The sequence below is a fragment of the Pseudomonas sp. LG1D9 genome, assembly GCF_002949995.1.
GTDB lineage: Bacteria > Pseudomonadota > Gammaproteobacteria > Pseudomonadales > Pseudomonadaceae > Aquipseudomonas > Aquipseudomonas proteolytica.
Genome location: NZ_CP026881.1, coordinates 1,987,579 through 2,008,790, shown reverse-complemented (window position 1 = coordinate 2,008,790; position 21,212 = coordinate 1,987,579). Strand labels below are relative to the sequence as shown.

Annotated in this window: 20 protein-coding genes; 6 read left to right on the top strand and 14 right to left on the bottom strand. The window is 60.4% G+C overall.

The genetic code is table 11. From position 1 onward, the window contains the following. Positions 1-290: 290 nt before the first annotated feature. A complete protein-coding gene (gene rpsU / locus C5F71_RS09680) occupies positions 291-506 on the bottom strand; it encodes a 30S ribosomal protein S21 (RefSeq protein WP_002551877.1) in 216 nt (71 codons plus the stop codon). A 203-nt stretch (positions 507-709) separates the two neighbouring features. Between rpsU and tsaD the strand changes: the two genes are divergently transcribed. Beyond that, positions 710-1,735, top strand: coding sequence for a tRNA (adenosine(37)-N6)-threonylcarbamoyltransferase complex transferase subunit TsaD (gene tsaD / locus C5F71_RS09675; protein WP_029296833.1), 1,026 nt, complete (start codon positions 710-712; stop codon positions 1,733-1,735). Between the two features lie 34 nt (positions 1,736-1,769). Here the strand turns inward: tsaD and plsY are convergent, their stop codons facing one another. After that, positions 1,770-2,339, bottom strand: coding sequence for a glycerol-3-phosphate 1-O-acyltransferase PlsY (plsY, locus tag C5F71_RS09670; protein ID WP_029296831.1), 570 nt, complete (start codon positions 2,337-2,339; stop codon positions 1,770-1,772). A gap of 74 nt (positions 2,340-2,413) precedes the next feature. On the opposite strand from plsY, the gene folB reads away from it, so the two are divergent. Together folB and folK are read left to right on the top strand one after the other, a co-directional pair. Continuing rightward, positions 2,414-2,767 (top strand): dihydroneopterin aldolase, encoded by a 354-nt coding sequence (folB, locus tag C5F71_RS09665; RefSeq protein ID WP_092230882.1) that lies wholly within the window; start codon positions 2,414-2,416, stop codon positions 2,765-2,767. After that, positions 2,758-3,270, top strand: coding sequence for a 2-amino-4-hydroxy-6-hydroxymethyldihydropteridine diphosphokinase (gene folK, locus C5F71_RS09660; RefSeq protein WP_104911024.1), 513 nt, complete (start codon positions 2,758-2,760; stop codon positions 3,268-3,270). Before folB ends, folK begins: the two co-directional genes overlap by 10 nt. Before the next feature lie 73 nt (positions 3,271-3,343). Here the strand turns inward: folK and C5F71_RS09655 are convergent, their stop codons facing one another. The 11 genes from C5F71_RS09655 to C5F71_RS09605 all read right to left on the bottom strand — a co-directional run bounded on the left by C5F71_RS09655 (position 3,344) and on the right by C5F71_RS09605 (position 17,414). Next, positions 3,344-4,573, bottom strand: coding sequence for a multifunctional CCA addition/repair protein (locus C5F71_RS09655; protein WP_104911023.1), 1,230 nt, complete (start codon positions 4,571-4,573; stop codon positions 3,344-3,346). Between the two features lie 63 nt (positions 4,574-4,636). Continuing rightward, positions 4,637-6,199, bottom strand: a complete 1,563-nt coding sequence (locus C5F71_RS09650; RefSeq protein WP_029296823.1) for a SpoVR family protein — start codon at positions 6,197-6,199, stop codon at positions 4,637-4,639. Continuing rightward, positions 6,196-7,467 (bottom strand): YeaH/YhbH family protein, encoded by a 1,272-nt coding sequence (locus tag C5F71_RS09645; protein ID WP_029296821.1) that lies wholly within the window; start codon positions 7,465-7,467, stop codon positions 6,196-6,198. The genes C5F71_RS09650 and C5F71_RS09645 overlap by 4 nt, the downstream gene beginning before the upstream one ends. A 113-nt stretch (positions 7,468-7,580) precedes the next feature. Further along, complete coding sequence (locus C5F71_RS09640; RefSeq protein ID WP_017739508.1) at positions 7,581-9,503, bottom strand: PrkA family serine protein kinase; 1,923 nt, start codon at positions 9,501-9,503, stop codon at positions 7,581-7,583. Positions 9,504-9,786: 283 nt separating this feature from the next. Continuing rightward, positions 9,787-10,116, bottom strand: a complete 330-nt coding sequence (gene glpE, locus C5F71_RS09635) for a thiosulfate sulfurtransferase GlpE (protein WP_104911022.1) — start codon at positions 10,114-10,116, stop codon at positions 9,787-9,789. A 32-nt stretch (positions 10,117-10,148) separates the two neighbouring features. Then, on the bottom strand, positions 10,149-11,000 hold the full coding sequence (locus tag C5F71_RS09630; RefSeq protein WP_029296816.1) for a symmetrical bis(5'-nucleosyl)-tetraphosphatase: 852 nt from the start codon (positions 10,998-11,000) through the stop codon (positions 10,149-10,151). Next, positions 11,000-11,380 carry a Co2+/Mg2+ efflux protein ApaG gene (gene apaG, locus C5F71_RS09625; RefSeq protein WP_029296814.1) on the bottom strand — a complete coding sequence of 127 codons (381 nt, stop codon included), beginning with the start codon at positions 11,378-11,380 and terminating at the stop codon, positions 11,000-11,002. Before apaG ends, C5F71_RS09630 begins: the two co-directional genes overlap by 1 nt. A 137-nt stretch (positions 11,381-11,517) precedes the next feature. Continuing rightward, positions 11,518-12,330, bottom strand: coding sequence for a 16S rRNA (adenine(1518)-N(6)/adenine(1519)-N(6))-dimethyltransferase RsmA (rsmA, locus tag C5F71_RS09620; RefSeq protein WP_029296812.1), 813 nt, complete (start codon positions 12,328-12,330; stop codon positions 11,518-11,520). Beyond that, positions 12,327-13,316 (bottom strand): 4-hydroxythreonine-4-phosphate dehydrogenase PdxA, encoded by a 990-nt coding sequence (gene pdxA / locus C5F71_RS09615; RefSeq protein WP_104911021.1) that lies wholly within the window; start codon positions 13,314-13,316, stop codon positions 12,327-12,329. Before pdxA ends, rsmA begins: the two co-directional genes overlap by 4 nt. Continuing rightward, positions 13,313-14,647 (bottom strand): peptidylprolyl isomerase, encoded by a 1,335-nt coding sequence (locus tag C5F71_RS09610; RefSeq protein ID WP_169851218.1) that lies wholly within the window; start codon positions 14,645-14,647, stop codon positions 13,313-13,315. The genes pdxA and C5F71_RS09610 overlap by 4 nt, the downstream gene beginning before the upstream one ends. Next, complete coding sequence (locus tag C5F71_RS09605) at positions 14,628-17,414, bottom strand: LPS-assembly protein LptD (protein ID WP_092239461.1); 2,787 nt, start codon at positions 17,412-17,414, stop codon at positions 14,628-14,630. The genes C5F71_RS09610 and C5F71_RS09605 overlap by 20 nt, the downstream gene beginning before the upstream one ends. Positions 17,415-17,544: 130 nt before the next feature. Between C5F71_RS09605 and C5F71_RS09600 the strand changes: the two genes are divergently transcribed. Genes C5F71_RS09600 through C5F71_RS09590 form a run of 3 tightly spaced genes read left to right on the top strand, consistent with a single transcriptional unit; the run spans position 17,545 to position 20,010 of the window. After that, on the top strand, positions 17,545-18,570 hold the full coding sequence (locus C5F71_RS09600) for an aminoglycoside phosphotransferase family protein (RefSeq protein ID WP_070994517.1): 1,026 nt from the start codon (positions 17,545-17,547) through the stop codon (positions 18,568-18,570). After that, the gene (gene murU, locus C5F71_RS09595) at positions 18,567-19,241 is read left to right on the top strand and encodes an N-acetylmuramate alpha-1-phosphate uridylyltransferase MurU (RefSeq protein ID WP_092239459.1); all 675 of its coding nucleotides are present in this window, start codon (positions 18,567-18,569) and stop codon (positions 19,239-19,241) included. Before C5F71_RS09600 ends, murU begins: the two co-directional genes overlap by 4 nt. 1 nt (position 19,242) lies before the next feature. Continuing rightward, entirely contained in the window at positions 19,243-20,010 is a 768-nt protein-coding gene (locus tag C5F71_RS09590) for a DnaJ domain-containing protein (RefSeq protein WP_029296800.1), read from the top strand. 168 nt (positions 20,011-20,178) lie between these two features. Here the strand turns inward: C5F71_RS09590 and C5F71_RS09585 are convergent, their stop codons facing one another. Further along, a complete protein-coding gene (locus C5F71_RS09585) occupies positions 20,179-21,156 on the bottom strand; it encodes an alpha/beta hydrolase family protein (protein WP_104911020.1) in 978 nt (325 codons plus the stop codon). Positions 21,157-21,212: the final 56 nt, after the last annotated feature.

Below are 21,212 nucleotides of genomic sequence, written 5' to 3'. Positions count from 1 at the left end.
GCCCTGGAGTCCGGTCACGGCCAATGGCGGCCTCGGAAGCTCATCGTGGGGCACAGCCGACCTATTGATCGCCTGTTTGGAAAATAAGTGTGCTCGTCAGTAGCCTTGTTAGGCTCGTCAGAAGAGACGTGCACCGCTGGCAAAAGAGCCAGTCCTGACGTTTGAAACAGTGAAGCTTTGTCTCGGTCGCATGTGCGGCGTCGACGGTGAAGCATCAAGCGATATCCGCAAATGCCAACAGCCCGGCTGAGGGCCGGGCTTGGCAGAAGCTTGCTACGAACGTCTGTGTATTAGTACAGACGAACGGCGCGGCGCTGTTCGCGCTGAACTTTCTTGGCGTGACGCTTAACAGCGGCTGCTGCTTTACGTTTACGCTCAGAAGTTGGCTTCTCATAAAATTCGCGGCTACGAACTTCAGCCAGAACACCGGCTTTTTCGCAGGAGCGCTTGAAACGACGCAGAGCTACGTCGAAGGGTTCGTTCTCTTTTACTTTGACGGCTGGCATCCAGAGCTACCTTCTTTCATTACCGGGAATCAACGTTCTCGTCGCAAAAAATTCGCGGCTGAGGTCGTCGGTTTTTAAGGGTTGCGGATGTTAACCCCTCATTGCCCGGAATGCAAAGCCTCTGATCGAAAACCGCTAGTCGGGAGGGGGCATGGCGACTATTATGCGCGCCTTCGAATTCAGCCTCTACAAGGCGCAAACCCATGTTAGTACTGGGCTTAGAAACCTCCTGCGACGAGACCGGCGTCGCGCTTTACGACAGTGAACGCGGGCTTTTGGCCGATGCACTGTTCAGTCAGATAGACCTGCATCGCGCCTATGGTGGCGTGGTGCCGGAGCTGGCCAGCCGTGATCACGTCAAACGCATGTTGCCATTGATCCGCCAGGTGTTGGACGAGGCCGATTGTGTCGCGACCGAGATCGATGCCATTGCCTACACCGCCGGCCCTGGATTGGTCGGGGCCCTGCTGGTTGGGGCTTCCTGCGCCCAGGCGCTGGCATTTGCCTGGGGTATTCCAGCCCTTGGCGTGCACCACATGGAAGGCCATTTACTGGCGCCCATGCTGGAAGAAAACCCACCCGAGTTCCCGTTCGTCGCTTTGTTGGTTTCGGGCGGCCATACGCAGCTGGTTCAGGTCGATGCAATCGGTCAGTACACGCTTCTGGGGGAAACCCTGGACGATGCCGCCGGTGAAGCGTTCGACAAGACCGCCAAGATGATGGGCCTCAATTATCCCGGTGGTCCGGAAATCGCACGCCTGGCGCAAAAAGGTGTGGCTGGGCGCTATACCTTCCCCCGCCCCATGTGTGATCGCCCAGGCTTGATGTTCAGCTTCAGTGGCTTGAAAACCTCGGCCTTGAATACCTGGCAGCAAAGCGTCAGCGCCGGGGACGACAGTGAGCAAGCCCGTTGCGACATCTCTCTGGCGTTCCAGCAGGCGGTGGTGGAGACTTTGACCATCAAGTGCAAGCGCGCCTTGAAGCAGGCCGGGATGAAGCGCCTGGTGATTGCGGGCGGCGTCAGCGCCAATAAGGCCTTGCGTCTGTCCCTGGAGAAAATGCTCGGCGACATGAAGGGCAATGTGTTTTACGCGCGCCCCGAGTTCTGTACCGATAACGGCGCGATGATTGCCTTTGCCGGGTGCCAGCGCTTGCAGGCAGGCCAGCACGAGAGCCTGGCCATCAGCGTGCAGGCGCGCTGGCCGATGGAGCAGTTGCCGCCCTTGTGAGCAGACGAACATGAGCCGGGCTCACCGGGCATATTTAAAAATGCCGTTCGCGCCCGGCAAACAGGTCGCGTAAATTGCCGCGATGGCGCCAGACGATCAGCAGGGTGAGCACGCTCATCGGCAGCAGCGCTGCCGGCTCCTGCCAGGCCAGTAGTGGCAGGGTCAGGGGGGTGGCGATCAACGCTGCGAGGGAGCTGGTGCGGGTCAGGTAGAACGTCAGCAACCAGGCGGCAATGGCCAGCAACGCCGCTGGTGGGTAGATTCCCAGCAGCATGCCGGCCGCCGTCGCGACGCCCTTGCCGCCGCGAAAGCGAAAGTACAGTGGGAACAGATGGCCGAGCACGGCGCATACGCCAATCCAGGCCTGTTGTTGCAAGGAGAGGCCAGCCAGATCGGCTATCAGTACCGGCAGCAGGCCTTTGCAGACGTCGCCGAACAAGGTCAGCACGGCGAGTTTTTTGCCGGCCAGGCGCAACATATTGGTGGCGCCGGCATTGCCTGAGCCACTCATTCGCGGGTCGGGATTTCCCGTCAGGCGGCTGAGCAAGATGGCAAAGGACAGCGAGCCGAGCAGGTAGGCGAGGGTCGCCAGTAACCAAGACATGCTAACTATTCCGGGCGAGGACGCCTTGATTCTAACGGGGCATTGCGCCCTTGTCGTGCTGTGGAGAAGAGTGCTTGGACAGAGTGTTTATCGAAGGCCTGGAAGTCGACACCGTGATCGGGGCCTACGACTGGGAGCGAGGTATCCGTCAGTGCCTGCGCCTGGACCTGAGTTTCGCCTGGGACAATCGCCCCGCCGCGGCCGGTGATGACCTGACCCTGGCGCTCGATTACGCCAGTGTTTCCGCACGTATCCAGGCCTTCGCCGCGCAGGCGCAATTCCAACTGGTGGAAACGTTTGCCGAGCGCCTGGCGCAAGTCCTGATGGAAGAATTCCAGATTCCCTGGCTGCACCTCAAGTTGACCAAGCCCGGTGCCGTCCCGGCCGCCAAGGGCGTGGGCGTGGAGATCGAGCGCGGATGTCGCTAACTCAGGTTTACCTTGGTCTTGGCAGCAATATCGAGCGCGAGTCCCATCTGTGTGCGGGCCTTGACGCGTTGGCGGGCTTTTTGACGGACTTGCGCTGTTCGGCGGTGTTCGAAAGCCAGCCAGTGGGAATCAAGAGCGGGCCGTTTTTCAACCTGGTGGTGTCGGCATATACCGATTTGCCCTTGATGGAACTGGATCGCCGCTTGAAGTTCATCGAGGCCGACAATGGTCGCTATGCGCCGGATCGCAAGGGCTTGCCTTTGGATATCGACGTGCTGCTGTATGGCGACCTGAGCGGTAACTTCGATGGATTGGTGTTGCCGCGGGCAGAAATCCTGAAGAACGCCTTTGTGTTGTGGCCGCTGTCGTTGATGGCGCCAGAGCGCGTGCATCCGGAGGTGGGCAAGACGTTCGCCACGCTGTGGCGCGACGCGCAGATCGATCAGGTGCTGGCCCCGGTTGCCTTCAAGTGGCGCGACCAGCAGCTCACCCAGGGCCTGTAGAGGGTGGCCTGCCGGCGACGGCGCCCTCTGGTTTGCGGGGATGCTGCTGACGCCATCGCGGGCAAGCCCGCTCCTACACTGAATGCTGTTCTTTGTAGGCTTTCAGGGCGTTGAGTCGTTCACGCTTGAGTGCCTCGCCCAGTTGCGGGCCCTTGAAGCCTTTCTCCAGCAATGGCGCCACTGCAACACCTCGCGCCACCTGCGCAGCACCCCGTAGATAATCCGCCTGTGGATAACTTCTCTGCTCAAGGCCCTTGCGGCCCCGCGCGTCCATTTCGCAGGCGACGACAAACTCTTCAAAGCGCTGTGGCCGACGGAACACGTCAAAACTCTGCAGCAACTCCAGCAGGGTCGAGGCCTTGAGCTCCAGTGCCCGATGCCCATGGGTGTGATACTCGCCGACCAGCAGTGCCAATTCCTGGCAGTCCTTTGGCACTTTGAAGCGCTCATTGACCGCTTTGATCAGCTTCAGGCCTCTCTGCTCGTGAGCGATATGCCTGGGTAACTTATCCACAGGTGTCAGGCCTTTGCCCAAGTCGTGCAGCAGGCAGGCCCAGCGCACAGTCAGGGGGTGGGTGTGCAGGGCGGCTTGCTCCAGCACGCTCAGGGTATGGATGCCCGTATCGATCTCGGGGTGGTGGGCCTCGGGCTGGGGCACACCGAACAGCGCATCCACTTCTGGCAGCAGGGTTTTCAAGGCGTGGCAGTCGCGCAGCACCTGGATAAACACCTGTGGCTGATCTTCCATTAGGGCTCGGGAGATTTCCTTCCAGCTGCGCTCTGGCGTCAGGGCTTCCAGTTCACCGGAGTCACTGAGTTGGCGCATCAATTCCAGGGTTTCGGGGGCGATAGTAAAACCGAGGCCGGCATAACGGGCGGCAAACCGTGCGACGCGCAGCACGCGCAGCGGGTCTTCGGCGAACGCCGGGGAGACGTGGCGCAATACCCGCGCTTGCAGGTCGCGCTGGCCGTTATACGGGTCGGTCAGGTTGCCGTCGTCGTCTTCGGCCATGGCATTGATGGTCAGGTCGCGGCGGATCAAGTCTTGTTCGAGCGTGACTTCGGGGCTGGCATGAAACACAAAGCCGCCATAACCCCGGCCACTTTTGCGCTCTGTACGGGCGAGGGCGTACTCCTCGTTGTTGTTCGGATCAAGGAACACCGGAAAGTCAGAGCCTACGGGCCGATAGCCCTTGGCGAGCATTTGTTCGGTGGTGGCGCCAACAACGACCCGATCTATATCGGTAACGGCAATGCCCAGCAAGCGATCACGCACTGCTCCGCCGACTTTGTAGATTTGCATGAAAAAGCCTCCATTAGCCCTACAGGATAACGCCTGTGCCAGGCCAATGGAGGCATTGCTGCGTCAAAGGTGAACCACGGCCAGGTCCAGGCGGCCGTAGTCGTTGTCGTTGTGGTCGTTGCGCGGCGGAACATGGTGGGTCTTCATGACCTGATCGCCTTGCAGCGTCTCCAGATGGATGTCGAACCCCCACAGCCGGTGCAGGTGCTTGAGCACTTCATCCGTGGATTCACCCAGGGGTTTGCGATCATGCTGCTGGTGACGCAGGGTCAGGGAGCGATCACCACGCATATCGATGCTGTAGATCTGCACGTTGGGTTCGCGGTTGCCCAGGTTGTATTGGGCCGCCAGGGTTTCGCGGATCGTGCGGTAACCGGCCTCGTCGTGGATCGCGGGTACCAGCAGGTCGTCCTTGAGGTCGTCATCCATGATGCTGAACAGCTTGAGGTCGCGAATCACTTGGGGCGACAGGTACTGCAGGATAAAGCTCTCGTCCTTGAAGCTGCTCATGGCGAACTTGATGGTTGATAGCCAGTCACTGCCGGCGATCTCCGGGAACCAGCGGCGGTCCTCTTCGGTAGGGTGTTCGCACATGCGTCGGATATCCCGGTACATGGCGAAGCCCAGGGCATAGGGGTTGATGCCGCTGTAGTAGGGGCTGTCGAAGCCCGGTTGGAAGACCACGCTGGTGTGTGAGGTGAGGAACTCCATCATGAAGCCGTCGGTCACCAGCCCTTCGTCGTAGAGGTCGTTCATCAGCGTGTAGTGCCAGAACGTGGCCCAGCCCTCGTTCATCACCTGGGTCTGGCGCTGTGGATAGAAGTACTGCGCGATCTTGCGCACGATCCGTACGATCTCCCGTTGCCATGGCTCCAGCAGTGGCGCGTGTTTTTCCAGAAAATACAGGATGTTTTCCTGGGGTTCGACGGGGAAGCGCGCATTGTCCTTGTCGCTGTTCTTGTCGGCGCGTTTGGGGATGGTGCGCCACAGATCGTTGATCTGTTTCTGCAAATGCTCTTCACGATCCTTCTGGCGAAGCCGTTCTTCTTCGGCGGAGATAGGGTAGGGGCGTTTGTAGCGGTCCACACCGTAGTTCATCAGGGCATGGCAGGAGTCCAGCAGATCCTCCACGGCGTCGATCCCGTGGCGTTCCTCGCACTGCATGATGTACTGCTTGGCGAACACCAGGTAGTCGATGATCGAACTGGCGTCGGTCCAGGTACGGAACAGATAGTTGCCCTTGAAAAAGCTGTTGTGACCGTAGCAAGCGTGGGCAACTACCAATGCCTGCATGCAGATGGTGTTTTCTTCCATCAGGTAGGCGATGCACGGGTCGGAATTGATCACGATCTCGTAGGCCAGGCCCATCTGGCCACGGGTGTAGGATTTCTCGGTGCTGAGGAAGTGCTTGCCGTAGGACCAGTGGTGATAGCCCAGGGGCATGCCCACCGAGGCATACGCGTCCATCATCTGCTCGGCGGTGATCACTTCGATCTGGTTGGGGTAGGTATCCAGGGCATATCCGGCCGCAATACGGCTGATTTCCCGGTCATAGGCCTGGATCAGTTCGAAGGTCCATTCGGACCCCGTGGAAATGGGTTGGCGCTTATGCTCTTTGGCGGTCATGTCACTAACCTGCGCTGGAAGAGTTCACGGAAGACCGGATAGATATCGCCGGCCGAGACCAGTTGTTGCTGGGCGAAGGTATCGGCGAAGGCTTCACCGATGCGCTCGTATTCGAACCACAGGGCCTGGTGCTCGCGGGGGGTAATCTCCACATAAGTGTAGTACTGCACGAACGGCATGATCTGGTTGACCAGGATGTCGCGGCAGATGGGCGAGTCGTCGTTCCAGTTGTCGCCGTCGGAAGCCTGGGCGGCGTAGATGTTCCACTCGTTGGCCGGGTAGCGCTCGGCCATGATTTCCTGCATCAATTTCAGCGCGCTGGACACGATGGTGCCGCCGGTCTCCCGTGAATAGAAAAACTCTTCTTCGTCGACCTCACGGGCACTGGTGTGATGGCGGATAAACACCACGTCGATCTTGTCGTAGTTACGCTTGAGAAACAGGTACAGCAAGATAAAAAAGCGCTTGGCGATGTCCTTGGTCGCCTGGGTCATCGAGCCGGAAACGTCCATCAGGCAAAACATCACTGCCTTGGAACTGGGGTTGGGTTGCTTGACCAACAGGTTGTACTTCAAGTCGAAGGTATCGAGGAATGGCACGCGGTGAATGCGCGCGCTGAGTTTTTCGATTTCTGCCTCGATTTCCTGGATATCGCCGAAGTTGTCCGGTTCTTCGCGCTTCAAGCGCGCCAACTCTTCCTTGGCCTCCTTGAGTTTGGCGCGGCTGCTGCCGGACAGGGCAATACGCCGGGCATGGGCCGAGCGCAGGGTGCGGATGATATTGATGCGTGAGGGGTTACCCTCGTTGCTGATGCCCGCGCGTACGGTCTTGAACGTGTCGGTGCCGGTCAGGTTGCGCTTGACCAGGTTGGGCAGCTCCAGGTCTTCGAACATGAACTCGAGGAATTCTTCCTGGGTAATCTGGAACACGAACTCGTCCATGCCTTCGCCGGAATTGCCGGCCTTGCCTGGACCTTTACCACCGCCACCGCCTTGAGGGCGCTGGATATGCTCGCCGGTGGTGAATTCCTTGTTTCCCGGGTGAACCACAGTCTGTTTGCCGCCACGGCCGTGATGCAGCACCGGTTCGTCGATATCCCGGCCGGGGATGCTGATCTGCTCGCCGTGTTCCATATCGGTGATGGAACGACGACTCACCGCCTCTTCGACGGCCTTTTTGATGTGGTCACGGTAGCGCCGCAGGAAACGCTGGCGGTTTACCGTGCTCTTGTTCTTGCCATTGAGGCGTCGGTCGATCACATAGCTCATAGGGAGCCCTCCGGGCAGCTTCACGTTACAAGCTTCAAGCCGCGAGCTGGAAGCTTAGAGACAAGCGGTCAGCTGCCAGGCCTGGGGCCCGGCAGCGCGCGCCTGTCGCTGCCTTACTGCGATTTGCGAACCCGCAGGTACCACTCGGAAAGCAGCCGTACCTGTTTGTCGGTGTAGCCACGCTCGACCATTCGTGTGACGAAGTCGTTGTGTTTTTGCTGGTCCTCCTTGCTGGCCTTGGCGTTGAAGCTGATGACTGGCAGCAGGTCCTCGGTGTTGGAGAACATTTTCTTCTCGATGACCACCCGCAGCTTCTCGTAGCTGAGCCAGGTAGGGTTCTTGCCGTTGTTGTTGGCCCGGGCGCGCAGTACGAAGTTGACGATTTCGTTGCGGAAATCCTTCGGATTGCTGATGCCGGCCGGTTTTTCGATCTTCTCCAGTTCCTCGTTGAGGGCTACGCGGTTAAGGATCTCGCCGGTTTCCGGGTCACGGTATTCCTGGTCCTGGATCCAGAAATCTGCGTAAAGCACATAGCGATCGAAGATGTTCTGCCCGTATTCGCTGTAGGACTCCAGGTAAGCAGTCTGGATTTCCTTGCCGATGAATTCGATATAACGCGGCGCCAGGTACTCCTTGAGGAAGCGCAGGTAGCGCTCGCGGGTTTCGGCCTGGAATTGCTCCTGTTCGATCTGCTGCTCCAGTACATAGAGCAGGTGCACCGGGTTGGCAGCGATCTCATGGGGGTCGAAGTTGAAGACCTTGGACAGGATCTTGAACGCGAAGCGGGTCGACAGGCCGTTCATGCCTTCATCCACGCCCGCCGTATCGCGGTATTCCTGGATCGACTTGGCCTTGGGGTCGGTGTCCTTGAGGTTTTCCCCGTCGTAGACGCGCATTTTCGAGTAGATATTCGAGTTTTCCGGCTCCTTGAGGCGCGACAGCACGGTGAACTGGGCGAGCATCTTCAGGGTGTCTGGCGCGCAATGGGCCTTGGCCAGGGAGCTGTTGAACAGCAACTTGTCGTAGATCTTGATTTCATCGCTGACCCGCAGGCAGTACGGCACCTTGACGATATAGATCCGATCGATGAAAGCTTCGTTGTTCTTGTTGTTGCGGAAGGTGTGCCATTCCGATTCGTTGGAGTGGGCCAGCAGGATACCGGTGAACGGAATCGCCCCCAGGCCTTCGGTACTGTTGTAGTTGCCTTCCTGGGTCGCGGTGAGCAGTGGGTGCAGCACCTTGATCGGCGCCTTGAACATCTCCACGAACTCCATCAGGCCCTGGTTGGCCCGGCACAGTGCGCCTGAGTAGCTGTAGGCATCGGCGTCGTTCTGCGGGAATTCTTCCAGCTTGCGGATATCGACCTTGCCCACCAGCGCCGAAATGTCCTGGTTGTTTTCATCCCCTGGTTCGGTCTTGGCCACGCCGATCTGGTTGAGGATCGACGGATAGAGTTTGACCACCCGGAACTGGCTGATATCGCCGCCAAACTCGGCCAGGCGCTTGGTGGCCCAGGGCGACATGATGGTATTGAGATAGCGGCGCGGGATGCCGAAGTCTTCCTCGAGGATCGCGCCATCTTCCGTGGCGTTGAACAGGCCCAGGGGCGACTCGAACACCGGGGAGCCCTTGATCGCGTAGAAAGGCACCTTTTCGATCAGTTGCTTGAGTTTTTCGGCCAGGGAAGATTTACCGCCGCCCACCGGGCCGAGCAGGTAGAGGATCTGTTTCTTCTCTTCCAGGCCTTGGGCGGCATGGCGGAAGTAGGAGACGATCTGGTCGATGCATTCTTCCATGCCATGGAAGTCTTCAAAGGCCGGGTAGCGGCGGATCACCTTGTTGGAAAATATTCGCGACAGTCGCGAATTGTTGGAGGTGTCTACCAGCTCCGGCTCGCCAATCGCCAGTAGCAGGCGTTCGGCGGCAGACGCGTAGGTGCTGCGGTCCTTTTTGCACAGCTCAAGATACTCTTGCAGCGTGAGCTCTTCCTGCTGTGTGGACTCGAAGCGTTGTTGGAAGTGGCTAAAAATACTCATGACGTCGTCACCTCGCTCGATACGTGGAGCCGACGCCGGATCAATCAGTCGATGCTGGCAGCCAGTGGCGCTTGCCGTGGCCATTTCCCCCCAGAACACCCTGAAACGCTACCGATGACCCGCACGCCGGTGTACCGGCTCTCCCCTGTTTTGGATGGCCTGCGCTTAATGATAGTTGGGAATCCGGGAGGTCAAGGCGAGATGCCGAATTAGTTTGGGCGCACCGTTCGTCAGAATCGGCGCAAGCCCAAGCGTCACGCGGGGTAGCGGGGTTTGAAAAAAATTATTGCGAATCGCCTGTGACAATTTCCGCAGGATACGTCGCACGCCATAGCTCAAAGCCACCGTCCAGGCTGTAGACATCGGAGAAGCCCTGGCTGACCAGATAGGCGGCAGCGCTCTGGCTGGAGTTACCGTGATAGCAGGCCACTATCAGCGGCGCGTCGAGGTCGGCTGCGCGGATGAAGTCGGCGATATTGACGTTGTCCAAATGCTTGGCCCCGGTGATGTGGGCAGCAGCGTAAGTAGGCTGGTCACGGATATCCACCACCACGGCGCCCTGCTCGCGCAGGGCCTGGGCTTGTTCGGGGGGGATGCGTTTGAATTCGGTCATGGCGGGCTCCTTGGGCGGGCGGCAAGCGGCGTCTAGCGCTTGGCGGCAGCCGGCTGTGTTACGGGAAGGGGAGATTCACACTGGCAGCTCAGGCGCTCGCCGGTGTCGATGTTCATCAAGGTCATGGCCCCGCCCCATACACAACCGGTGTCGAGGGCGAAGACGCCGGGCTCGTCGCAATGGCCTTCAAGGGCGGCCCAGTGACCGAAGATGATCTTCGTGTCGCGGGTCTTGCGCTCCTTGTGGGCGAACCAGGGTTTGTAGCCGGGCAGGGCGGTTTCGGCGCCTTCCTTGCTCTTGAGGTCGAGTTTGCCTTCGGCGGTGCAGAAGCGCATGCGCGTGAAGTAGTTGGTAATGACCCGCAGGCGGGTGATGCCGGTCAGGTCGTTATCCCACTTCACCGGCTCATTGCCGTACATGCCGTCCAGATAGGTGGCGAACAGGGTGTCATCGGCCAGGACGGTTTCGACTTCGGCGGCACATTTGAGGGCTTTTTTCAGGGTCCACTGCGGCGGGATGCCAGCATGCACCAGGGCGGTATTACGGCTTTCATCGTAATGGACGAGCTTTTGCCTGCGCAGCCAGTCGAGCAGTTCGGCGCGATCCGGGGCCTCGAGGATTTCCCGCAGGGTGTCGCCCTTTTTCAGACGCTCGATGTTATTGCCGGCCGCCAGTAAGTGCAGGTCGTGGTTGCCCAGCACGCAGACCAGGGAATCGCGCAGGCGATACAGGTAGCGCAGGGTCTCCAGGGATTGCGGCCCACGGTTGACCAAGTCGCCCACCAGCCACAGCCGATCTTCGGCCGGGTCGAAGGCTACGCGTTCAAGCAGGCATTTAAGCGGCTCCAGGCAACCTTGCAGGTCGCCGACAGCATAGGCTGCCATCAGTGCAGGGCTCCCGGCACCGCCAGGCGGAAGGGGGCAATGATGGCGTCGAAATGTTCGCCGTCTTCGGCCAGCATCTGGTAGCTGCCCTGCATCGTGCCGACCTTGGAGGTCATCACGGTGCCGCTGCTGTAGGTGTGGCTGGCGCCGCTGTCGATCAGTGGCTGTTGGCCGATGACGCCGGCACCGCGCACTTCTTCGACATGGCCGTCACCGTCGGTGATCACCCAATGACGCGACAGCAGCTTGGCGGGCACTTGGCCGTTGTTCTTCACCGTGACGGTGTAGGCAAAGGCGTAGCGGTTCTGTTCGGGTTGCGATTGTTCCGCCAGGAAGCGGGTGACGACGCTGACGTCGATCTGATAGCGAGGATCGGACATGCAAGAGGCCTTAAGAGCAAAAGCGGAGGACAGCAGATGCGGATCAGTCTAGGCCATGAGGTGGGCACTAGGCCAGACATGCTGTCTGACCGGGTGTCCACCCTTGTAGGAGCCGGCTTGCCGGCGATGGCGCTGGGTCAGTCGGCAGTGGGTGCCGGCTGAATCGCTAGCTGGTCGGCCAAGCGTACGAACGCGGCCAGGTCCAACTGCTCCGGGCGCAGGCTGCCGTCAACACCGGCAGCTTCGATCTCGGCGTTGCTCAGCAGCGCCTTGAGCGTATTGCGCAAGGTCTTGCGCCGCTGGTTGAACGCTTCGCGCACCACACGCTCCAGCAGGCGATGATCCTTGGCCGGATGCGGCAGCACGGCGTGTGGTACCAGGCGCACAATCGCCGAATCAACTTTTGGCGGTGGATTGAACGCGCCCGGCCCCACATTGAACAGGTGCTCGACCCGGCAGTGGTACTGAACCATGATCGACAGACGACCCCAATCACCGCCGCCAGGACCGGCCGCGAGACGTTCGACCACTTCTTTCTGCAACATGAAATGCATGTCGCGGATGATCCCGGCGTTGTTCAGCAGGTGGAAGATCAGCGGCGTGGAGATGTTGTATGGCAGGTTGCCGACCACCCGCAGGCTGTGGGGGGCGGCATTGAGGCTGTTGAAGTCGAACTTCAACGCGTCGCCTTGGTGCAGGTTGAAGTTGGACTTGCCGGCAAACTGCTGGTTGAGGATCGGAACCAGGTCCTTGTCCAGCTCAATCACATCCAGCTGGCCGCCACTATTGAGCAGGCCCTGGGTGAGTGCGCCCTGGCCCGGGCCGATTTCCAGCAGGCGGTCTTCGGGCTTGGCATGGATGGAGCGCAGGATACGGTCGATAACGCCAGCATCGTGCAGGAAGTTTTGCCCGAAGCGCTTGCGCGCCCGGTGTTGGTAATGCTCGGTCATATACGGGTCTCGGCCATCTGATAGGCGGTTTCCAGGGCCACGTGCAGGCTGCCGGTATCGATCTTGCCGCTGCCCGCCAGGTCCAGGGCGGTGCCATGGTCGACGGAGGTGCGGATGATCGGCAGGCCCAGTGTCACGTTGACTGCGGCGCCGAAACCTTTGTATTTCAGCACGGGCAGCCCCTGGTCATGGTACATCGCCAGCACTGCGTCGCAGTGCTCCAGATATTTGGGGGTAAACAGAGTGTCCGCAGGCAGTGGGCCACGCAGGTCCATGCCTTCTTGGCGCAGACGCTCCAGGGTTGGTTCGATGATGTCGATTTCTTCATGGCCCAGGTGGCCGCCTTCACCCGCGTGGGGGTTGAGGCCGCACACCAGGATCCGTGGCTGGGCGATGCCGAACTTGTGTTGCAAGTCAGCGTGCAGGATGCGCGTTACGCGCTCCAGGCGTTCAGGGGTGATGGCATCGGCAATCTGGCGCAAGGGCAGGTGAGTGGTCACCAGTGCCACGCGCAGGCCGCGGGTTGCCAGCATCATCACCACTTGTTCGGTGTGGGTCAGCTCGGCAAGAAACTCCGTGTGACCGGAAAAGGCGATGCCGGCTTCGTTGATCACGCCTTTATGCACCGGCGCTGTGATCATCCCGGCGAAGTCGCCGTCGATGCAGCCTTGCCCGGCACGGGTCAGGGTCTCCAGCACAAAGGCCGCATTGGCCTTGTCCAGATGCCCGGCGATCACCTTGGCTTGCAGCGGGGTATCCCACACATACAGGCTGCCCGCGGGTGCCGGCAGGTTGGGCCAGTTGCCCGGTGCGGCGTCCAGCAGGTTGACAGCCACGCCCAACTGCGCGGCCCGCTCAAGGAGCAGGTCGCGGCTGGTAATGGCAATCAGGGGGTGGGGCTGAGCTTGCGAGGCGAGCAGCAGGCACAGGTCTGGACCTATGCCGGCCGGCTCGCCGGGTGTCAATGCGAAACGCTGGGGTTTCACTGGGCTGCCTGGTCGGTGCCTGTTGTGTCGGCGCCAGGAAGCTTGTTTTCCACGTAGGCTTCGTCACGGATCTGACGCAACCAGGTTTGCAGCTCTTCGTCGTACTTGCGGTTACGCAGTACGGTCAGCGCTTGTTGCTCACGGGCCTGGGTGGTGTTGTCGGTGGCGCGGCGGCCAAGGACTTCCAGGACGTGCCAGCCATATTGGGTCTTGAACGGCTTGGACAGCACGCCTTGCGGCGTATCGTTCATGACCTGCTGGAACTCGGGCACCAGGGCACGTGGGTCGATCCAGTTAAGGTCGCCGCCGTTGAGGGCAGAACCCGGGTCTTCCGAGAAGCTTTTGGCCAAGGTGGCGAAGTCTTCACCGCCTTCGATGCGCTCATAGATCTTTTGCGCCAGTTCCTTGGTTTGAGCCTCGGTGCGAATCTCGCTTGGCTTGACCAGGATGTGGCGGACATGCACTTCGTCTTTCAACGAAGCCTCACCGCCGCGACGCTCCAGCAATTTCAGAATGATGAAACCACCCGGCGTACGCGCAGGTTGGGTGATGCCACCCACTTCCATGGCGCTCAGCTCACGGTCAAACGGTGGTGGCAATTGAGCAGCTTTACGCCAGCCCATATCACCGCCTTCGAGGGCGTTATCGCTGCCGGACTGGGCAATGGCCATCTGGGCAAAGTCAGCACCGGCCTTGAGGCGGTCGTAGATCGCCTGGGTCTTGGCCGCTGCGGCATTGAGTTGCTCGGCGTTGGCGCTGTCTGGCGTCGGGATCAGGATATTGGCCAGGTGCAGTTCTTCGGAGAGCTGCATCTTGCCCAGGTCCGAGGCCAGGAAGTTCTTCACTTCCTGCTCAGAGACCTGCACGCGTTCGGCCACACGGCGCTGGCGCACACGGCTGATGATCATTTCGCGGCGGATCTGGTCACGGGCGTCCTCATAGGAGAGGCCGTCACGAGCCAGGGCTGCACGGAACTGATCAATGCTCATGTTGTTGCGTTGAGCGATGGTGCCGACGGCCTGGTTCAGCTCTTCGTCGGTGATGCGGATGCCGGAGCGGTCGCCAATCTGCAGTTGCAGGTTTTCGACGATCAGGCGTTCCAGCACCTGTTGGTCCAGGACGCTGGTCGGCGGCACGCCACCGCCACGCTTGGCGATGGTTTGCTGAACTTCCTTGACCCGTTGGTCGAGTTGGCTCTGCATGATCACGTCGTTATCGACGATGGCCACTACTTTGTCCAACGGTTGCACTGCAGCGTGCGCCGCTGCAGTACCCAGGAACAACGCGCCCAGCATCAGCGGGCGCAGACAATCAGAAAGCTTGATCTTCACGTTCACGATAACCTTGGATGCCTTTGTCGAGGAAGCTCTCTACCTTGGCGCCAGTCAGGCCGCCGAGTCCCTTGAGGACGATTTGGAGGAAGAGCCCGTGGTCGCCTTTTTCGTTCTGTGGGGCGATCTGGGTGTATTCGTCGTTGGAAACCCAATAACGGTTGATCACACGCAGTTTCCAGCAGCAGTTGTCGTACTCGAAACCACCGAAGGCTTCCAGGGTACGGTTGCGTGCATAGTCATACTGCCAGCGGGTGATCAGGTTCCACTGTGGAACGATCGGCCACATCATCGAGAAGTCGTGTTGCTGGATTTTGTAGTAATCCTTCACGAAGTTCGGTTGCCCTGCTGTCCCGTAGTCGCCGCCAAACTGCCATTTACCAGTCAGTTGGTTGTAGACCACCTGGTCATTGCGATAGCGATAACCGACGTTGATCACCTTGTTCAGGTTGTCTTCCGGCTGGTAGTGGAACATCGCGCTGCCGGAGCGTGCGGAGTGCTCCTCGGTGTCCCAGTTGTAGTCGGCGGTCGCGCGCCAGTCGCGGTTGAAGCGGAACTCGTAGTCCAGGGCGATTGGCGAGACGTCCGACCGGGAGTCGGCGCGATCGGCAGCCACGATGCCAGGCAGTTGAACCTCACGGTCCTTGAAGTACAACGCTTGGCCGATGGCGACACGCTGACGCTCAAAGCCGTTGTCTTCGATCCAGCGGCTGGTCAGGCCCAGCGACAGTTTGTTTTCGTCACCGATCCGGTCAGTGCCCGAGAAGCGGTTGTCGCGGAACAGCGAGTTGTAGTTGAACGTGGTTTCGCTGCTATCGAACACCGGGATATCGGACTGGTCTTTCTCTGGAACATAGAGATAGAACAGGCGCGGCTCCAGGGTTTGGGTGTAGTCCTTGCCAAACCATTGGGTGCTGCGGTCGAAAAACAGCCCGCTATCGACACTGGCGATCGGAATGGAGCGATCTTGAGAACTCTTGAAGTCCTGGCCCGCGCGAGCCATATCGGCCTTGCCAGTGCCGTCAAGGTCCAGGTCATACTTGGTATAGGCGTATTTGAGCTTTGGCGTGATGAAGCCGTAACTCGAGGTCATCGGTAGCGAAATGCTTGGTGCTACGTTCAATCGAGTGCCGTTGGCACGGGTCAACCCAGTTACATATGTATCCAGACGGCGTTCGCCGTCAGGGAACGGGCCTCCGTCTTTATTGAAGATATTGCCAGTCCTCAGATCCCGATCAAACCGGACGGCCTCGGCGTCATAAGCAAAGTACAGCCCGCCAGGACGGTAAGGCAGTGCACCATTGATGGTTAACTGCGGCAACCGGTTGTATGGAGTGATCTGCGAGATCGTCGCCAGTTCGTAGGCTTGAAGATTCAGTTGAGCCGTATAGGTATCGCCACGGTAGCTAGCGGCACCTTGCTGGTTAACGAATTCACGAGATTCAACGCCGATCTGATTGGACTTCAAATCCTGGAAGTAGAACGGGTCGCTGATCTTGGTGTAGTCGATCTCAGTCAACAGCCGCGAATCCAACCCGCCCTTGTGTTGCCAATTGAGCATGTAGCGGGTTTTGTTGTAGTCGCTCTGTTTCTTCCGTTCGTCGCTGTCATCGTTCAGATACGCGCCGCCGAACTGACCTTCGCTGGACTTGGTGAGGTAGCGGAACTCGCCTTCCATCAACATGCCGCGCTTGGTCATGTATTGCGGGTACAACGTGGCATCGTAGTTCGGCGCCAGGTTGAAGTAGTAAGGCGTTACCAGGGTAAAGCCGCTTTCCCCACCCGAGCTGAAGCTCGGCGGCAGGAAGCCGGATTGACGACGATCGTCAATCGGGAAGTAGATGTACGGGGTGTACAGGATCGGGATGTTCTTGACCCGCAACGTCGCGTTGGTCGCCGTACCGAAGCCGGTGGCCGGGTTCAACGTGATGTTGTTGCCACGCAGTTGCCAGGCATTGCTGTCTGGTTCGCAGGTGGTGTACGTACCATCCTTGAGGCGGATGATCGCGTTTTCGGCACGCTTGGCGTACAGCGCGTTACCGCGGATGCGCGATTTGTGCATCACGTATTCGGCGTTGTCGATCTGGGCCGCACCGGTGTCCAGCTGGACCTGGGCGTGGTCGCCGACGATCAGCGCGCCGTTATCGCGCATACGCACGTTGCCGTTCAGCTCGCCACGGTTCTCGGCCTGGTACAGGCTGGCCTCTTGGGCCTCGACCTGCATGCTGCCCTGGCGCATGACTACGTCACCGGCCAGGGTTGCGACTTGGGTTTCCTGCTCGTAACGAGAGGCTTTGGCACCGATGAAGGTCGGCGCGTCGCTCTTGTCCGTCTTGTCGTTCATGCCAGGACGGATCGGCTCGATGTACGCACCGGCGCAATAAGGACCGGTTTCGGCCAGTTGCGCGGCGGTGAGTTTCTCGCGAGGGACCCAGTCCAGGTGGCTGTAGTCGGCGCTGCGCGAGCGCAGGCCACGGCCCTTGGATTCGGTGACCAGCGTGGTCTGCGGCACGGCTTCGGTACCAGCAGCTTCGCCTTGCGGCGTGCCGTTGGCCGAGCTGACGGCACTGCCGTCATGCACCGGACGCGGTGGCAAAGGGGCTGCGCTGGCTTTCGGCGCGCAATCCCAGGCACCCGAAGCAGAGACTGAGCAGTCATACTGTTCCGCGGCGACCACGAATGAGGTGGCGAAAGGTTGCATGGCCAGCAGACTGCCGGTTACCAGCAACGGAAATTTTCTACGAAACGCGGGGGATTTCAATGCCATCTTATTAGTCCGGGCTTCCTGCGTGCCATCTGCCCGCGGTGTGGGCCGCACGCCTCTCGATGGTCTGAAAAAGATGCGTGATAATAAAGCATGACCCGCTTGACGGCTAGCGCCGTCGGAGACCCTTGTAATGCCCGACCAAGATCTACGTTTGCAACACCTGAAAGTCTGGCTTGATCAGCAGTTACCCGAGCTTTTCCATGCCCAGGGTTGGGGGCCCGTCCCCCCGGCTACATTGACTGCGGCCAGCAGCGACGCGAGTTTCAGACGGTACTTCCGTTGGGAAGGCGAAGGTCGCACATTCGTCGTGATGGATGCCCCACCCCCCCAGGAAAACTGCAAACCTTTCGTCGATATCGCACGAATGTTGGCCAAATCGGGAATAAATGTTCCACAAATTTATGCCGAAGATCTGTCCCAAGGCTTTCTTTTGCTCAATGACCTGGGCAAAAACACCTACCTGGATGTGATTGACGGTGAAAATGCCGACCAATTATTTGCCGAGGCCATCGACGCGTTGCTGGCTTTCCAGCAATTGCCGATGGACGCCGGGTTGCCCAGCTACGACGTGCCGTTGTTGCGCCGGGAGTTGGAGTTGTTCCCCGAATGGTACGTGCGCCGGCACCTGGGCATTGAGTTCGATGAGCAACAGGCGGCGTTATGGCAGCGGGTCAGCCAATTGCTGATCGAGAGCGCCCTGGCCCAGCCCAAGGTCCTGGTGCATCGCGACTATATGCCGCGCAACCTGATGATCAGCGTGCCGAACCCTGGCGTGCTGGACTTCCAGGATGCGGTCTACGGCCCCGTGACCTACGACATTACCTGCCTGTTCAAGGACGCCTTCCTCAGTTGGCCCCAAGCGCGGGTGCGTGAATGGCAGCGTGGTTACTGGGAACGTGCTGGCCAGTTGGGCATCCCGGTACAGGCGGATGTTGAAGACTTCCTGCGTGCCAGCGACTTGATGGGGGTGCAGCGTCACCTCAAGGTCATCGGGATCTTCGCGCGTATCTGCCACCGTGACGGCAAGCCGCGCTACCTGGCGGACGTGCCGCGCTTCTTTGCCTATATAGACGCGGTGCTGGCTGATCGCCCGGAACTGGCCGACCTGGGCGAGTTGCTGTCCAGCCTGCGGCAACCGGTCGAGGCCCACGTATGAAGGCCATGATCCTGGCGGCCGGCAAGGGCGAGCGGATGCGTCCGCTTACCCTGCACACCCCCAAGCCACTGGTCCAGGCCGGTGGCAAGCGCCTGATCGAGTATCACCTGGAGGCGCTGGCGAAAGCCGGATTCACCGAAATCGTCATCAACCATGCCTGGCTGGGCCAGCAAATCGAGAGTTACCTGGGCAATGGCGCTCAATACGGCGTGCGCATCCAGTATTCGCCCGAAGGCGAACCGCTGGAAACCGGCGGCGGGATTTTCCAGGCCCTGCCCCTGCTGGGGGACCAGCCGTTCCTGGTGGTCAATGGCGATATCTGGACCGACTACGACTTCGCCCGCCTCAAGCAGCCCTTGAGCGGCCTCGCGCACTTGGTGATGGTCGACAACCCGCCTCATCACCCCACTGGTGGCGATTTCTATATCAAGGACGGTTTGCTTCATGATGCCGCGCCCGATGCCGATAACCTGACCTTCAGTGGCATTTCGCTGCTGCATCCCAAGCTGTTCGCGGGTTGCAGCGCCGGTGCCTTCAAGCTGGCGCCCTTGTTGCGCACGGCGATGGCTCAAGGCTTGGTTTCGGGGGAACACATGGATGGACGCTGGATTGACGTCGGTACGCTGGAGCGCCTGGCGCAGGTTGAAAGTCTGCTGACCGTGGGCCAGTAAGATGCTGTGGCCAGGGACTCTGATCGGAGCCGGGGCGGGGTTTGCCATCGCCAGTATTCCGGGGGCCATGTTGGGCGCGCTATTGGGCCAGGCGCTGGATCGGCGCCTGCAATTGCGCAGTTGGGCGCATCTGCGCGAGCGCCTGGGTGGCCGACCGGCGCTACGCAATGACGAATTGCTGTTTGTGTTGCTCGGCCGCCTGGCCAAGAGCAACGGGCGGGTGGTGGACGGGCATATCCAGCAGGCGCGGGTGGAGATGCGCTCGCTGGATATGACCGAGCCGGCGCAGCGCCGGGCGATCGCGGCGTTCAATCGGGGCAAGTCGGGGACCGATCGTGTGCGCAGTTACCTGCGTGTGCTCAAGTCCCAGCCCCATGCGGCCGAAGGTGTGCTGCGTGCTTGCTGGCGCATGGTCTGGGCTGACGGCAAGGCCAGCCTCGCCGAGCGCGACCTGATCGCGCTATGGGGCAAATGGCTGGGGTGGACGCCACAACAGATCCAGGCACTGGCCCATGATTACGAGCCGGAGCGTAAACCCTTGGCCACTCGCGGCGGCACTTACCAGGATGCGCTTCGGATTCTCGGGGTCAGCGCGACTACTGAGCCGGCGGTCATCAAGCGTGCCTATCGACGGCTGCTCAGCCGTCATCACCCGGACAAGATTGCCGGCAGCGGCGCCAGCCCCGCGCAGGTACGCGAGGCCACGGAACGTACGCGGGAACTGCATAGTGCCTACACGATCATTCGCGAGCAGCGCAATTTCCGCTGAGCCGACGGCCTGTGGCTAGGGGGCTTGTCCCCCGTTGGGCTGCGCAGCAGCCCCAAAACCTGCTATCTCGGTTTATCTGATAGACCGGGGGGAGGCTTATTGGGGCTGCTGTGCAGCCCAACGGGGGACAAGCCCCCTCGCCACAACAAGCCCCTCGCCACGCTGGGATCAGCTTGCGCTGTTTTGCGGGCTCAACCAGCCGCGAATCCGCCGGTACAACTGTTCCTGGGCCGCTGCGCTATTGCCGGGGATCGTCTTCAACGACACCTGCTTATAGTTGTCATTCTTCAGCCGCTTGCTCGCCTGGCCGCGTTCGAGCGCCAGTTTGCTTGCCAGGGCGCTGTCCTGATAGAAGACATCGGCAGTCGCCAACTTCAAGGCCGGCACCAACTGTTGCAGGTCCGGTTGACGACCCACCGGCGTCTGCGCGGCGACCATAACGAATTTCTGCACCTGGGCTGGTTGTTTTTCGCTCAGGTAGCGCGCTGCCCACCAGGCCCCGGTGCCGTGCCCCAGCAGCACGACGCTGCGGGCGTTCTGGGTCTGGGCATAGGCGACAGCGGCATCGATACGGGCGAAGATCCGTGTCGCATCGGTCTTGTCCTGCTCGTCCACGCCGGGAACCACGACCGGGTCGGTGCCCTCGGCTTCGGCGCTGGCCGCCTGTTCGATCGGCTTGGGTGCGGCGCTGCTGGCATCCTTGCTGCTGGTGTCGACGGCCGCGTCGGGCGCCTGCATGACCCGAGGTGGCAGGGTGTCCAGGCTCAGGTCGGGCAGCGACAGGCTCAGGCTGCCCCACGCGGCATCCGGCAATTTCTGGCGCAAAGGCCCGATTGCTTGCGGCCAGTCAGCCGTTTCTCCGGCGCCGGGGACGATAATCACCACACCTTGCGGCTCGGCGCTGTTGGCCGGCTTCCACAGGGCCAGGAACGACTCGTCGCCGGCCTGTAACTGTTGCTGTTCCTGAGGCGGCAGTTGCCGCACCAGGGCGCTGGCTTCTTCTTGGCTGCGCTCGGGTAACGGCTGGCGTTCCGGTGGCTTTTCGGCGGTAGCCGGCGCGGTATCAGCCGCCTGTACGCAAAAGGTGCTGGTAAACAGTAGCGACAGGCACAATGCTGGCAGTGTCGAACGGTGAAGCAGGGGCATAGTGGAATCCCGGCCAGAAGTGATCCCGGCAGCCTAATGGGTTGGATGTGAGATGT

Excerpts from the sequence above, each read along its gene's own strand:
- C5F71_RS09605 (WP_092239461.1), bottom strand. The coding sequence starts at position 17,414 with ATGGCATTGAAATCCCCCGCGTTTCGTAGAAAATTTCCGTTGCTGGTA.
- C5F71_RS09600 (WP_070994517.1), top strand. The coding sequence starts at position 17,545 with ATGCCCGACCAAGATCTACGTTTGCAACACCTGAAAGTCTGGCTTGAT.
- rsmA (WP_029296812.1), bottom strand. The coding sequence starts at position 12,330 with ATGACCGAGCATTACCAACACCGGGCGCGCAAGCGCTTCGGGCAAAAC.
- C5F71_RS09590 (WP_029296800.1), top strand. The coding sequence starts at position 19,243 with ATGCTGTGGCCAGGGACTCTGATCGGAGCCGGGGCGGGGTTTGCCATC.
- folK (WP_104911024.1), top strand. The coding sequence starts at position 2,758 with ATGTCGCTAACTCAGGTTTACCTTGGTCTTGGCAGCAATATCGAGCGC.
- glpE (WP_104911022.1), bottom strand. The coding sequence starts at position 10,116 with ATGACCGAATTCAAACGCATCCCCCCCGAACAAGCCCAGGCCCTGCGC.
- murU (WP_092239459.1), top strand. The coding sequence starts at position 18,567 with ATGAAGGCCATGATCCTGGCGGCCGGCAAGGGCGAGCGGATGCGTCCG.
- tsaD (WP_029296833.1), top strand. The coding sequence starts at position 710 with ATGTTAGTACTGGGCTTAGAAACCTCCTGCGACGAGACCGGCGTCGCG.
- C5F71_RS09640 (WP_017739508.1), bottom strand. The coding sequence starts at position 9,503 with ATGAGTATTTTTAGCCACTTCCAACAACGCTTCGAGTCCACACAGCAG.
- C5F71_RS09630 (WP_029296816.1), bottom strand. The coding sequence starts at position 11,000 with ATGGCAGCCTATGCTGTCGGCGACCTGCAAGGTTGCCTGGAGCCGCTT.
- C5F71_RS09650 (WP_029296823.1), bottom strand. The coding sequence starts at position 6,199 with ATGACCGCCAAAGAGCATAAGCGCCAACCCATTTCCACGGGGTCCGAA.
- C5F71_RS09645 (WP_029296821.1), bottom strand. The coding sequence starts at position 7,467 with ATGAGCTATGTGATCGACCGACGCCTCAATGGCAAGAACAAGAGCACG.
- C5F71_RS09585 (WP_104911020.1), bottom strand. The coding sequence starts at position 21,156 with ATGCCCCTGCTTCACCGTTCGACACTGCCAGCATTGTGCCTGTCGCTA.
- apaG (WP_029296814.1), bottom strand. The coding sequence starts at position 11,380 with ATGTCCGATCCTCGCTATCAGATCGACGTCAGCGTCGTCACCCGCTTC.
- rpsU (WP_002551877.1), bottom strand. The coding sequence starts at position 506 with ATGCCAGCCGTCAAAGTAAAAGAGAACGAACCCTTCGACGTAGCTCTG.
- C5F71_RS09655 (WP_104911023.1), bottom strand. The coding sequence starts at position 4,573 with ATGCAAATCTACAAAGTCGGCGGAGCAGTGCGTGATCGCTTGCTGGGC.
- plsY (WP_029296831.1), bottom strand. The coding sequence starts at position 2,339 with ATGTCTTGGTTACTGGCGACCCTCGCCTACCTGCTCGGCTCGCTGTCC.